Below are 15469 nucleotides of genomic sequence, written 5' to 3' on the forward strand. Positions count from 1 at the left end.
TTTTCTGTCTTCATTCCAGAGACGCAGTTTCCTGAAACTGCCGTTTTAGCAGCAGGTTCTCGAACTGCGGACCCGGCAGTGGTTCGCTGAACAGGTAGCCTTGATAGTTGTAACAGCCCACTCTTTCCAGGAACGCCAGTTGCTCCGGCGTTTCGACGCCTTCAGCGATGACGTTAAGGTTCAGGCTCTGAGCCATGGCCACGATGGCGCGGATGATTTCTGCGTCGTTGGGGTCGCTGGTGGCGTCCTGAACGAAGGACTGGTCAATCTTCAGCGTATCCACCGGCAAGCGCTTGAGGTAAGTCAGTGAGGAATAGCCGGTGCCGAAGTCATCCATCGCAAAACTCACGCCCAATTCCTTCAGGCTGAGCATTTTGAGGATGGTGTCGTCAAGGTTCTGGATGACGATGCCTTCAGTGATTTCCAGCTTGAGCATGGAGGCAGGTAATTGATGCTGCTTGAGGCTGTGTTGCACGCGCTCGATAAAGTCGTTCTGGCGGAACTGACGCGGACTTATATTGACGCCCATCAGGAATTTGTTTTTCGAGATCAGCCCCTGCTTTAAAAGCAGGCCTCCGGTTTTGCAGGCCTCGTCCAGAATATGGCTGCCGACCTCCAGAATCATCCCGCTTTCTTCAAGTATCTGGACAAACTGATCAGGTGACAGCAACCCGTATTCAGGGTGCTCCCAGCGCAGCAGTGCCTCTGCACCGGTAATGTACTGGTCCCGGCAATCGATCTGGGCCTGGAAGTGCAGCTGGAATTCGTTGCGGGTCAGCGCCAGCCGCAAGTCGTTTTCAAGACGCAGGCGCTGGCTGACGGCCTGCTGCATGGATACATGGAAAAACTGTGACGCATTGCGTCCGGAATCCTTGGCGCGATACAGCGCAATATCGGCCCGTTTGAGCAAATCGGCAGGGGCCAGGCCATCGTCCGGAATCAGAACGATGCCGATGCTCGGCGTAACCTGCAGGCGATGACCGTCGAGGAACATCGGTTCGGCCAGCAGCTCGCGAAGGTTGTCGGCCAGCACGCGGACCTGCTGAGTGACTTCATCACGGGTGCCGTCCAGCCCGCAGATCAGCACCACGAACTCGTCACCGCCCAGGCGGGCCACTGTGTCCTCCTGACGTACGCTGGCCTCCAGGCGCGCGGCGATGATGCTCAGCACGCTGTCGCCCACCGGGTGGCCAAGTGAGTCATTGATGTGCTTGAAATGGTCCAGGTCGAGAAACAGCAGGGCACCGCGCAGGTTCTGGTGCTGGAGCAGCGAGACTTGCTGGCTGAGGCGGTCCATCAGCAGCGCGCGGTTGGGCAGCCCGGTGAGCGGGTCGTGATAAGCCAGATGCTGAACCTGTGCCTGGGCGGTTTTCAGCTGGCCGATGTCTCGGGCGTTCATTAGCAGGCAGGCGGTGTTGTTCAGGGTGATGAACTCGACCGATATGTCCAGCACCAGGGGCGCGCCGTGCTTGTCCTGACCATTCATTTCCCGATGATGCACGCGGCCTTTCTGGCGTAGTTCGTCAATCATGTATTCGCGCTGCACAGTGTCGGACCAGATACCGATTTCGTGGGCTGTGCGGCCCAGGACTTCCTGAGCGCTGAAGCCGGTCAGGCGACAGAAGCCGTCATTGACCTCTACATAGCGGCCGGACTCGATTTCAGTGATGGTGATCGAGTCCGGGCTTGAGTGAAATGCTTTGGCAAACTTCTCCTCGCTGGCCTCCAGCGCTGACTGGACGCACTGTTGGGTGATGTCCAGCACGGTTCCCGACAGCTTCACGGCCTGGCCATGTTCATTGCGATAGATTCGTGCACGGCTTTCAAGCAAGCGCGATGTGCCGTTTTGCAACTGAAAACGGTACGTCACCTGCAGGCAATCCTGCTGGTTTTCCAGTGCCGCAGCATAAACTGCGCGCATGCGTCGTCGCTCTTCAGCGGGCAGGCTGCCGAAGAACTGTCGGCCATCCTCGTCGAAGGGCAGTGCCGCCATGCCGTGCAGCGCAGACGCACGCGCCGAGGCTTGCAGCCGGTTGCCGGTAATGTCCAGATCCCAGGTGCCCATATGCGCCAGTTCCAGCGCCAGTTCCAGACGGTCCCGGGTTTGCTGGAGGACGCGCTCCGCGCCTGTCGGCGGCAGGCTGGGGGTGGCTGCCTGTGCAGGGACTTTCAGCACGGAGTTATCCGGTGGGTTGGACATGTGATCACGAGCCTTTAATCGAAAGAACCGATAGGGCGATCAGTCTGCAGTTTGCAGCATGGTCTACCTACTATGTCTGCGCATCGAGCAGTTTCATGAATGCTCTTGCTGCATTCGATAGCGTGCGTTCGGTATGCAGGATGTAGCCTAGCTGGCGATTGAGTTGCACGCCCGGCAATGGAATGCGCGCCACTTGTTCGTCGAGCATGGTGCGTGGCAGAACGCTCCAGGCAAGGCCAATGGAGACCATCATCTTGATAGTCTCCATATAGTTGGTACTCATCGCGATGTTGGGCTTGAGGCCCTGGGCTTCGCACAAACCGCTGACAATGTGATGGGTAAACGTGTTACCGCCCGGAAATACTGCCGGATAGCGCACGACATCCTCCAGTTTCATGGGGCCGCTGTTGGCCAGCGGATGTTCCGGTGCCGCGACGAAGTCCAGCGGGTCGTCCCACACGGGCACGGCGCGGATCAGCGTATGCGGTTCGGGTGCGAGTGTAATGACTGCCAGTTCGGCGCGCCCGTGAAGAATTTCCTCATAGGCAATTTCCGAGTCCAGGAACTGAATGTCCAGTGCGACCTTTGGATAGGTCCGGGTAAATGCCCGTAATACCGGGGGCAGGCGATGCAGGCCAATATGGTGACTGGTCGCCAGAGTGAGCCGCCCGGTGACTTCGCCGGTCAGGTTGGTCAGCGCGCGGCGAGTGTCATCCAGAACGTTCAGAATCTGATAGGCACGTGGCAGCAGGGCGCGTCCGGCCTCGGTGAGGCTGACTTCCCGGCCCAGGCGGTCGAACAGGCGCACATTCAATTGTTGCTCCAGACCGGCAATGCGCTTGCTGATGGCTGGTTGAGTCAGGTACAGGCGTTCGCCTGCCCCGGAAAAGCTGCCGGTCTCGGCGATGGCAATAAAAGCATTAAGGTTGGCGAGATCCATGGTCGGATTCCATTTGGTTATCCAAAGTATGAAAATTATGAATTTGAGTTATTTAAGCATATTCCATACGATGACCGCACAAGCCAAGGGGTCATCGTCACGATTGCCCAAGGCATAGAAACAAGCTGATGAGGAAGTACGTCCGATGGCCGGGAAAACGCTCTACGACAAGCTCTGGGATTCGCATTTGGTCAAGCAGCGCGACGACGGTTCGGCGCTGATCTACATTGACCGCCATATCATCCATGAAGTGACCTCGCCGCAAGCGTTCGAAGGCCTGCGGCTGGCGAAGCGCAAGCCATGGCGGATCGACTCGATCATCGCCACGCCTGACCATAACGTGCCGACCACGTCGGAACGCAAGGGGGGTATCGACGCCATTGAAGATCAGGTGTCGCGCCTGCAGGTGCAGACTCTCGACGACAACTGCGACGAGTACGGCATTACCGAATTCAAGATGAACGATCCGCGTCAGGGTATCGTTCATGTAATCGGCCCGGAGCAGGGTGCAACCCTGCCAGGCATGAGCGTGGTCTGCGGCGACTCGCACACCTCGACCCACGGCGCATTTGGTGCGCTGGCGCACGGTATCGGCACTTCCGAGGTCGAGCACGTGCTCGCGACTCAGTGCCTGGTGGCCAAGAAAATGAAGAACATGCTGGTCTCGGTCGAAGGGCAACTGCCGTTCGGCGTGACCGCTAAAGACATCGTGCTGGCCGTGATTGGCAAGATCGGTACGGCAGGCGGTAACGGTTACGCCATCGAGTTCGCCGGCAGCGCAATTCGCGACCTGTCGATCGAAGGCCGCATGACCATCTGCAACATGTCTATCGAAGCCGGTGCCCGGGTCGGCATGGTTGCCACCGACGAAAAGACCGTCGAGTACGTCAAGGGTCGTCCGTTTGCCCCTAAAGGTGCAGAATGGGACCTGGCAGTCGAGGCCTGGAAGGATCTGGTTTCCGACGCTGACGCTGTATTCGACACCGTGGTCAGGCTGGACGCCGCGCAGATCAAGCCACAGGTCAGCTGGGGCACTTCGCCGGAAATGGTGCTCGCCGTCGATCAGAACGTGCCGGACCCTGCGCAAGAGCCGGATCTGGTCAAGCGTGGCTCCATCGAGCGCGCCTTGAAGTACATGGGCCTGAAGGCCAATCAGCCGATCACCGATATCCAGCTGGACCGGGTGTTCATCGGTTCTTGCACCAACTCGCGAATCGAAGACCTGCGCGCGGCTGCCGACGTCGCCAAGGGCCGCAAGGTGGCTGCGACCATCAAGCAGGCCATCGTAGTGCCGGGTTCGGGCCTGATCAAGGAGCAGGCCGAGAAGGAAGGGCTGGACAAGGTGTTCATCGAAGCCGGTTTCGAATGGCGTGAGCCGGGCTGTTCGATGTGCCTGGCGATGAACCCGGACCGCCTGGGTTCCGGCGAGCATTGCGCATCCACGTCCAACCGCAACTTCGAAGGCCGTCAGGGCGCTGGCGGCCGTACGCATCTGGTAAGCCCTGCGATGGCTGCCGCGGCGGCGGTCAATGGCCGTTTCATTGACGTTCGCGACTTGATCCAGCTCTGAGGAATCCAGCATGAAAGCCTTTACCCAGCACAATGGCCTGGTCGCTCCTCTGGATCGTGCCAATGTCGACACCGACCAGATCATCCCCAAGCAGTTTCTCAAGTCGATCAAGCGCACGGGTTTTGGCCCGAACCTGTTCGATGAGTGGCGTTATCTGGATGTGGGGCAGCCGTATCAGGACAACTCCAAGCGTCCGCTGAACCATGACTTCGTGCTCAACCACGAGCGTTATCAGGGTGCAAGCGTGCTGCTGGCCCGGGAAAACTTCGGTTGTGGCTCCAGCCGCGAGCATGCGCCGTGGGCACTGGAAGAGTATGGTTTCTGCGCGATTATTGCGCCGAGCTACGCGGACATTTTCTTCAACAACAGCTTCAAGAACGGCCTGTTGCCGATCATTCTGTCTGAAGCCGAGGTCGACGAGCTGTTCAAGCAGGTCGAGGCCAGCCCCGGCTACCAGTTGAGCATTGATCTGCAGGCACAGACCGTGACCCGTCCCGACGGCAAGGTGCTGAGCTTTGAAATCGATGCGTTCCGCAAACATTGCCTGCTCAACGGCCTGGACGACATCGGCCTGACGCTGATGGACGCTGACGCCATTGCCAGTTTCGAAAGCAGGCATCGCGCCGGTCAGCCGTGGCTGTTCCGCGACTGATTGATTCATCGCAACCTGTCTGTTTGCCAGCAAGGGGCCCTGCGCCTTGCTGGCAAAAGTGTTTAAGACAGGTGATAAATTTTTCGCCGCTGCGAGCGTTATAAACAGGCGTTGTTCACGACGCCGATGCACAAAATCGAGGATGTTATGAGCAAGCAGATTCTGATTCTCCCAGGTGATGGTATTGGTCCGGAAATCATGACCGAAGCGGTCAAGGTGCTGGAACTGGCCAACGAAAAGTATCAGCTGGGCTTTGAATTGACCCACGACGTGATCGGCGGCGCAGCCATCGACAAACACGGCGTGCCGCTGGCAGACGAGACCCTGGATCGCGCCCGTGCGGCCGATGCCGTACTGCTGGGCGCAGTCGGCGGCCCGAAATGGGACACCATCGAGCGCGACATCCGTCCTGAACGCGGTCTGCTGAAAATTCGTTCGCAACTGGGCCTGTTTGGCAATCTGCGTCCGGCGATCCTTTACCCGCAACTGGCGGATGCGTCGAGCCTCAAGCCGGAAATCGTTGCCGGTCTGGACATCCTGATCGTCCGCGAACTGACCGGTGGCATCTACTTCGGCGCGCCACGCGGCACTCGCGTGCTGGATAATGGCGAGCGTCAGGCCTATGACACGCTGCCGTACAGCGAAAGCGAGATCCGCCGCATTGCCAAGGTCGGTTTCGACATGGCCATGGTGCGTGGCAAAAAGCTCTGCTCGGTAGACAAGGCCAACGTGCTGGCGTCCAGCCAGCTGTGGCGCGAAATCGTCGAGCAGGTGGCCAAGGATTACCCTGAAGTCGAACTCAGCCACATGTACGTCGATAACGCCGCCATGCAGCTGGTTCGTGCGCCCAAGCAGTTCGATGTAATCGTGACCGACAACCTGTTCGGCGACATTCTGTCCGATCAGGCGTCGATGCTCACCGGTTCCATCGGCATGCTGCCGTCGGCTTCGCTGGACACCGCCAACAAGGGCATGTACGAGCCTTGTCATGGTTCGGCGCCGGACATCGCCGGCAAAGGCATTGCCAACCCGCTGGCGACCATTCTGTCGGTATCGATGATGCTGCGTTACAGCTTCAACCTGACCGACGCGGCTGACGCCATCGAGAAGGCGGTCAGCGTGGTACTGGATCAGGGCATCCGCACCGGCGACATCTGGTCGGAAGGCAAAGTCAAAGTTGGTACGCAGGAAATGGGCGATGCAGTAGTCGCCGCGCTGCGGAATCTGTAATCTCTCTGGCCCGCCGCCTGCTGTGCATGCGCAGAGCGGTGGTCCCACTTTTATTCAAGGTGTAGTTGCGATGAAACGTGTAGGTCTGATCGGTTGGCGCGGCATGGTCGGTTCCGTGCTCATGCAGCGGATGCGGGAAGAGCAGGACTTCGATCTCATTGAGCCGGTGTTCTTCACTACTTCCAATGTCGGTGGCCAGGCGCCTTCGGTGGGCAAGGATGTTGCGCCACTGAAAGACGCCTACAGCATCGATGAGCTGAAAACCCTGGACGTAGTGCTGACCTGTCAGGGTGGCGACTACACCAATGAGGTGTTCCCCAAGCTGCGCGAAGCCGGCTGGCAGGGTTACTGGATCGATGCCGCTTCCAGTCTGCGCATGCAGGATGACGCCGTTATCGTGCTCGACCCTGTGAACCGCAAGGTCATCGACCAGCAGCTGGACGCGGGCACCAAAAACTATATCGGCGGTAACTGCACGGTCAGTCTGATGCTGATGGGCCTGGGCGGTCTGTTCGACGCCGGGCTGGTCGAGTGGATGAACGTCATGACCTATCAGGCGGCCTCCGGAGCCGGCGCGCAGAACATGCGTGAGCTGATCAGGCAGATGGGCGCCGTGCATGCCTCGGTGGCCGATGATCTGGCCAACCCGGCCAGCGCCATTCTGGATATCGACCGCAAGGTGGCTGAAGCCATGCGCAGCGAGTCGTTCCCGACCGAGAATTTCGGTGTGCCACTGGCGGGCAGTCTGATCCCGTGGATCGACAAGGCGTTGCCGAACGGCCAGAGCCGCGAAGAGTGGAAAGGCCAGGCCGAGACCAACAAGATTCTCGGTCGCTTCAAGAGCCCGATCCCGGTCGACGGCATTTGCGTACGCATCGGTGCCATGCGTTGCCACAGTCAGGCGCTGACCATCAAGCTGAACAAGGATGTGCCGATTGCGGACATCGAAGGCTTGATCAGCCAGCACAACCCGTGGGTCAAGCTGGTGCCGAACAACCGTGAAGCCAGCATGCACGAGCTGAGCCCGACTGCCGTAACCGGCACCATGAGTATTCCGGTGGGCCGTTTGCGCAAACTGAACATGGGTTCGCAGTACCTGGGTGCCTTTACCGTGGGTGACCAGCTGTTGTGGGGCGCGGCAGAGCCGCTGCGCCGCATGCTGAGAATCCTGCTGGAGCGTTGAGGCTTCGGTTTTACAGCAAACCCGCTTTCCGAAAGGAAGGCGGGTTTTTTAGTGCCTGATACTTTTGATTGACTGTCTTTTTTCCCTATATATGGGATTGAAATTTACATATTGAGATAAGTGTAACAACGGGTTTATAGTCGTCCTGCACTCACTTCCAAAAAAACAACAGGTGACGCAATGCAGGCGCAATTGATCGCGCTCGATTGGGGGACAACCTCACTTCGTGCTTATCGACTTGGCGAACATGGCCAGGTACTGGAACAGCGCGCATTGAGCGCGGGCATCATGCAGTTGCCGACCACGCCGCGGCTGATCGCGGGGCAGTTCTGCAGTGACGGTTTCGAGTTGGCCTTTGACCAGGCGTGCGGCGACTGGCTCGACGCCCAACCGGACCTGCCGGTGATTGCCTGTGGCATGGTCGGCAGCGCACAGGGCTGGCGCGAGGCGGCTTACCGGGAAACGCCGGCCAGCGTCAATGAGCTGAGCGCAGCGCTGCAGACGGTGCGCAGCGTGCGCGGCGTGACGGTGCACATCATCCCCGGCGTCCTGCAACGCTCGACCCTGCCCAACGTCATGCGTGGCGAAGAAACCCAGGTGCTGGGTGTGCTGGCCGGCCTCGACGCCGGGCAGAGCAGCCAGCAGCTGCTGATCGGTCTGCCCGGCAGCCACTCCAAATGGGTGCAGGTAGAACGGGGTCGCATTGTTCACTTCGACACCTTCATGACCGGCGAGGTCTACGCCGCGCTCTGCGCGCACACTATTCTGGGACGCACCATGCAGCCTTCGGAGGCGTTCGACGAGCAGGCGTTTGACCGCGGCTTGTCGATTGCCCTGTCCGACGCGGGCTCTGCCGGGCCGCTATCGACGATTTTCAGCACACGAACGCTCGGCCTTACCGGGCATTTGGCTGCCAGTGCGCAACCTGACTATCTTTCCGGCCTGTTGATTGGCCATGAACTGGGCGCCATCGCCAGGCTGCATCTGCACAACCACGAACAATTGCCTGCGGTGATCCTCATCGGCAGCGATTCGCTGTGCACGCGCTATGCACGCGGGCTGGCCGTTTGTGGCTTTCCCGGCGTGACATTGGCCGAGCAGGCGACCGAGCGCGGCCTCTGGCAGGTCGCCGTTCAAGCCGGTCTGATCGCGCGCCGCTCGTCCCAACACATTCGAGAGGTTTGACATGCTCAAGCAAGCATTGAAGGAAAACGGTCTGGTCGCAATCCTGCGCGGCCTGCGTCCCGAAGAAGCGCCTGCGATTGGCGATGTGTTGTACGAGGCCGGTTTTCGGGTCATTGAAGTGCCGCTCAACTCTCCACAGCCGTTCGACAGCATCCGCTTGTTGCGCCAGCAACTGCCAGCCGATTGCCTGATCGGTGCGGGAACGGTGCTGACCCCGGAGCAGGTGACTCAGGTCAAGGATGCCGGAGGCCAAGTGATTGTCATGCCGCACAGCGATGCGAAGGTGTTGCGTGCAGCCAAGGCTGCCGGGCTGTTCCTCTCACCGGGCGTGGCGACGCCGACCGAAGCCTTTGCCGCGCTGGCCGAAGGGGCTGATGTGCTGAAGCTGTTTCCTGCCGAGCAGATGTCGCCCGCGGTGGTCAAGGCGTGGCTGGCGGTATTGCCCAAGGGCACGATTCTGTTGCCGGTCGGGGGGATCTCGCCGGACAACATGAAGGTGTTCCTTGATGCCGGCGTTAAAGGCTTTGGCCTGGGCTCCGGGCTATTCAAGCCAGGCATGAGCGTCGCCGACGTTACTGAGCGCGCCCAGGCCTATGTTGCTGCCTGGAAGCAGCACAGCGCAACGCTTGCAGACTGACCGGCGCCGGTAGTCGCTATCCAATAAGAGAATCAACAAGAGAAACCGCACCCATGAAAATCACCAAACTCACCACGTTCATCGTTCCGCCACGCTGGTGCTTCCTCAAGGTCGAGACCGACGAGGGCGTTGTCGGCTGGGGCGAGCCAGTGGTCGAAGGCCGCGCGCACACCGTGGCCGCTGCAGTGGAAGAGCTCTCCGATTACCTGATCGGCAAGGACCCACGCAATATCGAAGACATCTGGACGGTGCTGTACCGCGGCGGCTTCTATCGGGGTGGGGCGATCCACATGAGTGCTCTGGCAGGCATCGATCAGGCGTTGTGGGACATCAAGGGCAAGGCTCTGGGCGTTTCCGTCAGCGACCTGCTCGGTGGTCAGGTGCGTGACAAGATTCGCGTCTATTCGTGGATCGGTGGTGACCGCCCTGCAGACACGGCGCGGGCTGCGAAAGAAGCGGTCGGACGTGGTTTTACTGCGGTGAAAATGAATGGCACCGAAGAGCTGCAATTTCTCGACACCTTCGACAAGGTCGACCTGGCGCTGGCCAACGTGGCTGCCGTGCGCGATGCGGTCGGGCCGAATGTGGGCATCGGTGTGGACTTCCATGGCCGGGTTCACAAGCCCATGGCCAAGGTGCTGATGAAGGAGCTGGACGCCTACAAGCTGATGTTCATCGAAGAGCCGGTGCTCAGCGAGAACTATGAAGCACTGAAGGAGCTGGCACCGCTGACCAGCACGCCGATTGCCCTGGGTGAACGGCTGTTCTCACGCTGGGACTTCAAGCGCGTGTTGAGCGAAGGTTATGTCGACATTATCCAGCCTGATGCGTCCCACGCCGGTGGCATCACTGAAACCCGCAAGATCGCCAATATGGCCGAAGCGTATGACGTCGCGCTGGCGCTGCATTGTCCGCTCGGACCTATCGCGCTGGCGGCATGCCTGCAACTGGACGCGGTTTGTTACAACGCCTTCATTCAGGAACAGAGCCTGGGCATTCACTACAACGAAAGCAACGATCTGCTCGATTACGTGAAGCACCCGGAAGTCTTCGACTACGACAAAGGCATGGTCAAGATTCCCAACGGGCCGGGCCTGGGCATTGAGATCAACGAAGAATATGTCATCGAACGCGCGGCCATCGGCCACCGCTGGCGCAACCCGATCTGGCGCCATGCCGATGGCAGTTTTGCTGAGTGGTAGAGCACAGTAAATCCCCATAACCATCGTTCCCACGCTCTGCACTCAGCGTTATACATAAGTCCTGAGAAGCCCGTAGATCGGGCTTCTGCCCGGAGGGCGTGGGAGCGAACCTGTTCGCGAAGAAGGTAGTTCAGCCGATGCGTTTTTGGGGAATGCGCTGGCCCTTTCGCGAACAAGTTCGCTCCCACGGCCTTCAGCCAGAATCAAAAGCGGATTTGTATAGCACTGAGCGCGGGAGCGTGGGAACGAGAGCTCGCCAATCGAAACACAGACCTCAATAAATCCAACAAGAGGCTACATTCCATGCGCACTCGAACTCTTGAGGGTGCGGCATCCCTGGTGACGCCGTCCCGCAAACGTTTCTTCATCATGGTGCTGCTGTTCATTACGGTGGTGATCAACTACCTGGACCGCAGCAACCTGTCGATTGCCGCTCCGGCGCTGACCGCCGAGCTGGGCCTTGATACGGTTCACATCGGGCTGATCTTCTCCGCGTTCGGCTGGACCTATGCCGCCATGCAATTGCCTGGTGGCTGGCTGGTGGACCGTGTGCCGCCGCGTATCCTTTACACTGCGGCGCTGCTGCTGTGGTCCATTGCGACCATCATGCTTGGTTTTGCGGCCAGCTTTATTGCGCTGTTCGTACTGCGCATGGCGGTCGGTGCGCTGGAAGCACCTGCCTATCCGATCAACAGCCGTGTCGTGACCACCTGGTTCCCCGAGCGCGAGCGGGCTACTGCCATTGGCGTCTATACCTCGGGGCAGTTCGTCGGTCTGGCGTTTCTGACGCCGGTGCTGGCCTGGTTGCAGGCTCATTATGGCTGGCACATGGTGTTTGTCGCTACAGGTGGTGTCGGTGTGCTGTGGGCGTTGATCTGGTATACGGTCTATCGCGAGCCGCGTGACTTCAAAGGTGTCAATCAGCAGGAAATCGACCTGATCAAAGAGGGCGGCGGTCTGGTAGACATCCAGAAGGATGTCGAAAAACAGAAGCAGGGTTTCAGCTGGCTGGACCTGGGCATTGTGTTGAGCAAGCGCAAGCTGTGGGGGATCTATCTGGGCCAGTTCTGCCTGAACTCCACGCTGTGGTTCTTCCTGACCTGGTTCCCGACCTATCTGGTGAAATACCGCGGCATGGATTTCATCAAGTCCGGGCTACTGGCGTCATTGCCGTTTCTCGCGGCGTTTGTCGGCGTGCTGTGTTCGGGGTTCTTCTCCGACTGGCTGATCCGTCGCGGGCATAGCGTGGGCTTTGCGCGCAAGTTGCCAATCATTGCCGGGCTGCTGATCTCGACCTCGATCATCGGTGCCAACTTCGTTGACTCCACACCATTGGTTATCACCTTTCTGGCGCTGGCATTCTTCGGCAACGGTCTGGCGTCGATCACCTGGTCGCTGGTGTCGACCCTGGCCCCGGCGCGCTTGCTGGGCCTGACTGGCGGCACGTTCAACTTCATCGGCAACCTCGCCGCCATCGCCACGCCGATCGTGATCGGCTTTCTGGCAACCGGTGACTCGTTTGCGCCTGCCATCACTTACATTTCAGTGCTGGCATTGCTGGGCGCGCTGTCGTACATCCTGCTGGTAGGCAAAGTAGAGCGTATCGAGCTCTGATGTCGACGTATCTGGACGCTGGCGGCGATAATGCCGTCAGCTTTTCGATCCGCCCCTTTTATGAAAATGGCCTGTCATGCACAACGATTCGATCATCCCTGAAAAAATTACCGGCAAAGAACCGGCGCCGACAGGGACCCAGACTCTGTTGCGTGGGCTTGGCGTTGTGCAGGCGGTGGCCGGTGGCGCACGCGACCTGAAGGAAATCGCCCGGCTGATCGGCACCACACGCAGTACCACGCACCGGCTGGCCAGTTGCCTGGTCGAGGAGCGCTATCTTCGGGTGGTGCCTCAAGTGGGTTATCTGCTTGGGCCGAAACTGATTGAGCTGGGGTTTCAGGCGCGCGAAGAAGTGCCACTGGCAATTCTCGCCCGGCCGTATCTGGATCGGCTGTCGGAGCTGACGGGCGATACGGTGCATCTGGCGGTGCGGGAAGGGGACGACGTGCTTTATCTGCACAAGAACCCTGGTCGCAATGGCCCGGAAATGCGCTCACGGGTCGGGCATCGCATGCCGCTGGTGCGAACCGGTATCGGAAAGGCGTTGCTGCTGGACAGCGGGTTGCCGGAGTGGCAGCGCTTGTATGACGCCAGCATGCCGAGCAGTGGCAGGAATGCGCTGTGGCCTGCTCATGAGCAGCAAACCTGGGAGCAGTTGCAGGCGCGAAGGGAAGAATACGTGCAGGGAGGGTATGCGTTCGATCTGGAGGACAACGAACCGTCGATCCGTTGCGTTGCAGCGCCGGTACGTGATGCCAGCAAACAGATCGTTGCCGGCATCAGTGTTGCCAGTACCGTGCCCTACATGCCGCTGGAGAAGATGGCCGAGCTGGTCCCGCTGATCAAGCAGATAGCAGCGGAACTCTCGGCCGATCTCGGCGGCTGATTCGTAGTGAATCAGGCCTGCAGCGTGGCCATGTCGATCACGAAGCGGTATTTCACGTCACCGGCCAGCATACGCTCGTAGGCTTCGTTGATATTGCGGATATCGAGCATTTCGATGTCGCAGGTGATGTCGTTCTCGGCGCAGAAATCCAGTACTTCCTGGGTTTCAGCGATGCCGCCGATCAGCGATCCGGCCAATACGCGACGGCTCATCACCAGGTGGGCTGCATGGACTGGCGGCTCGACCGGTTCGATCAGACCGACCAGAATGTGCACGCCGTCAAAGCGCAGTGTTTCCAGGTAGGGGTTCAGGTCATGCTGGACCGGAATGGTGTCGAGCAGGAAGTCGAAATGACCGGCAGCGGCTTTCATCTGTTCAGCGTCGGTGGACACGATCACATGATCTGCACCCTGACGACGTGCTTCCTGAGCCTTGGCTGCGGAGCGAGTGAACAGGGTCACTTCAGCGCCCATTGCCTTGGCGAACTTGATGCCCATGTGGCCCAGACCACCCATGCCCAGAATACCGACCTTGTCGCCAGCCTTCACACCGTAGTGCTTGAGTGGCGAATAAGTGGTGATGCCTGCGCAAAGGATTGGCGCAGCAGCAGCCGGGTCGAGTTTCTCTGGAATGCGCACAACGAAATGCTCGGCGACCACGATGCTGTTGGAGTAGCCACCCATGGTGTTGCTGCCGTCCACGCGGTCAGGCGTGGCGTAGGTCATGGTCGGACCTTCCAGGCAATACTGTTCGAGATCCGATTTACAGGCCGAGCATTCGCGGCACGAATCGACCATGCAGCCAACACCGACCAGATCGCCAACCTTGTATTTGCTGGCGTTGGTGCCAGTGGCGGTGACGCGACCGACAATTTCATGGCCAGGCATCAGCGGGTAGACGGCGATGCCCCATTCGTTGCGCGCCTGGTGAATGTCGGAGTGGCAGACGCCGCAGTAGAGGATTTCGATGGCAACGTCGTCGGCACGCGGAGCGCGACGTTCGAAGGTCATCGGGGCGAGGGGGGCGGTAGCGGACTGTGCGGCATAACCGATAGCTGTGTACATGTTTGACCTCGCAAGGTGTTACGGAATAGAGGCGGTCAATTGTCCTGATACGTGCCCTTCGTGGCTATGGTGAATCCTACGTGTTTCATGCCTATTCCTCCGACCTGGCGTTTCAGGGTCGGCTATGAAGCGCAAATCTGCGATGATGCAGCTGTCTGTTTCTCTGTCAGGCTGCTCCCATGACGTTACCTGTTGTTATCGATGGCAATGCCACGCTTGTCTCCTTGATCCAGCCGCTGGCAGTGCGTCCAGGCTTTGTGGCGACGCATTTGCCTGAAGTCCGTGTGCTTTCGGCGTTTGGCTATGTCGCCAGCAGCCCGCAGATTTACGAGCCGAGCCTGATGATTGTCGTGCAAGGCAGCAAGGTCGCCTGCCTGGGGCCGCGTACGTTTGAGTATGGCACCGGGCATTACCTGATTCAGGCGCTTTCTGTGCCGTTCAAATGCGAGACCTTCGCCACCCCGGACAAGCCGCTGTATGGCGTGTCGGTAGCCATCGACCGCGTGCTGCTTGGCGAGTTGGTGCAAGCGATGGGCCCGGCCAGCGGCCAGGAAAGCCAGATGCAGACCCCGGAGTCGATGACCTCGGTACGCATCGACTCTGCGATGCGTGACAGCGTCGAACGCCTGCTGCGTTGTCTGCACGATCCGCTGGAGTGTCAGGCGATGGGGCAATCAAGGATTCGCGAGGTGCTGTACAGCGCGCTGCGTGGACCGCAATCAGGGGTATTGCGTGCGCTGGTCGAACAGCAGGGGCAATTCGCACGGATTGCTTCGGCGGTAACCTATCTGCATGAGCACTATGATCACGCGCTGAACGTCGACACGCTGGCCAGTTGCGCAAACATGAGTACCTCGACCTTTCACGAGCACTTCAAACGCAGCACCCTGTTGTCACCGGTGCAGTACCTGAAACGTCTGCGCCTGCTCAAGGCTCAGCAACTGCTGGTGGCCGACGGGCTGAATGTGTCGCAGGTCGCGCTCAGGGTCGGCTATCAAAGTGCGTCGCAGTTCAGCCGTGAATACAAGCGCTACTTTGAACGCAGTCCGGGAGAAGAGGGCTGTAGGGTTTAGCGGCAAGCTACAAGCGGCAAGATCAAAGCCTGT

Annotated in this window: 13 protein-coding genes; 10 read left to right on the forward strand and 3 right to left on the reverse strand. The window is 59.5% G+C overall.

Going from position 1 to position 15469, the window contains the following annotated elements; genetic code table 11:
- Positions 1–10: 10 nt before the first annotated feature.
- A complete protein-coding gene (locus RYC18_RS21195) occupies positions 11–2200 on the reverse strand; it encodes a putative bifunctional diguanylate cyclase/phosphodiesterase (protein WP_004667509.1) in 2190 nt (729 codons plus the stop codon).
- Positions 2201–2270: 70 nt separating this feature from the next.
- Entirely contained in the window at positions 2271–3140 is an 870-nt protein-coding gene (locus RYC18_RS21200; RefSeq protein ID WP_002552953.1) for a LysR family transcriptional regulator, read from the reverse strand.
- 145 nt (positions 3141–3285) lie between these two features.
- Between RYC18_RS21200 and leuC the strand changes: the two genes are divergently transcribed.
- The 9 genes from leuC (at position 3286) to RYC18_RS21245 (ending at position 13299) form a co-directional block, all read left to right on the forward strand.
- Positions 3286–4710, forward strand: a complete 1425-nt coding sequence (gene leuC / locus RYC18_RS21205; RefSeq protein WP_002552954.1) for a 3-isopropylmalate dehydratase large subunit — start codon at positions 3286–3288, stop codon at positions 4708–4710.
- 10 nt (positions 4711–4720) lie between these two features.
- On the forward strand, positions 4721–5362 hold the full coding sequence (gene leuD, locus RYC18_RS21210; RefSeq protein WP_005753311.1) for a 3-isopropylmalate dehydratase small subunit: 642 nt from the start codon (positions 4721–4723) through the stop codon (positions 5360–5362).
- A 147-nt stretch (positions 5363–5509) separates the two neighbouring features.
- Complete coding sequence (gene leuB / locus RYC18_RS21215) at positions 5510–6592, forward strand: 3-isopropylmalate dehydrogenase (protein ID WP_004658980.1); 1083 nt, start codon at positions 5510–5512, stop codon at positions 6590–6592.
- A 70-nt stretch (positions 6593–6662) separates the two neighbouring features.
- A complete protein-coding gene (gene asd / locus RYC18_RS21220; RefSeq protein ID WP_002552957.1) occupies positions 6663–7775 on the forward strand; it encodes an aspartate-semialdehyde dehydrogenase in 1113 nt (370 codons plus the stop codon).
- A gap of 180 nt (positions 7776–7955) precedes the next feature.
- The gene (locus tag RYC18_RS21225; RefSeq protein ID WP_044343275.1) at positions 7956–8960 is read left to right on the forward strand and encodes a 2-dehydro-3-deoxygalactonokinase; all 1005 of its coding nucleotides are present in this window, start codon (positions 7956–7958) and stop codon (positions 8958–8960) included.
- 1 nt (position 8961) lies between these two features.
- Entirely contained in the window at positions 8962–9597 is a 636-nt protein-coding gene (locus RYC18_RS21230; RefSeq protein ID WP_005753318.1) for a 2-dehydro-3-deoxy-6-phosphogalactonate aldolase, read from the forward strand.
- A 23-nt stretch (positions 9598–9620) separates the two neighbouring features.
- On the forward strand, positions 9621–10799 hold the full coding sequence (gene dgoD, locus RYC18_RS21235) for a galactonate dehydratase (RefSeq protein WP_255872618.1): 1179 nt from the start codon (positions 9621–9623) through the stop codon (positions 10797–10799).
- A gap of 303 nt (positions 10800–11102) precedes the next feature.
- Complete coding sequence (locus RYC18_RS21240) at positions 11103–12413, forward strand: MFS transporter (RefSeq protein WP_002552961.1); 1311 nt, start codon at positions 11103–11105, stop codon at positions 12411–12413.
- 76 nt (positions 12414–12489) lie between these two features.
- On the forward strand, positions 12490–13299 hold the full coding sequence (locus tag RYC18_RS21245; RefSeq protein ID WP_005745244.1) for an IclR family transcriptional regulator: 810 nt from the start codon (positions 12490–12492) through the stop codon (positions 13297–13299).
- Between the two features lie 11 nt (positions 13300–13310).
- On the opposite strand, the gene RYC18_RS21250 is transcribed toward RYC18_RS21245, so the two are convergent.
- Positions 13311–14363, reverse strand: coding sequence for an NAD(P)-dependent alcohol dehydrogenase (locus RYC18_RS21250; protein WP_004664663.1), 1053 nt, complete (start codon positions 14361–14363; stop codon positions 13311–13313).
- Positions 14364–14542: 179 nt separating this feature from the next.
- Between RYC18_RS21250 and RYC18_RS21255 the strand changes: the two genes are divergently transcribed.
- Positions 14543–15436: an AraC family transcriptional regulator gene (locus RYC18_RS21255; protein ID WP_058400453.1), complete on the forward strand. Its 894-nt coding sequence runs from the start codon at positions 14543–14545 to the stop codon at positions 15434–15436.
- The last annotated feature ends 33 nt before the right edge of the window (positions 15437–15469 follow it).

The sequence above is a fragment of the Pseudomonas syringae group sp. 247E2 genome (assembly GCF_032587795.1).
Taxonomy (GTDB): Bacteria; Pseudomonadota; Gammaproteobacteria; order Pseudomonadales; family Pseudomonadaceae; genus Aquipseudomonas; species Aquipseudomonas amygdali.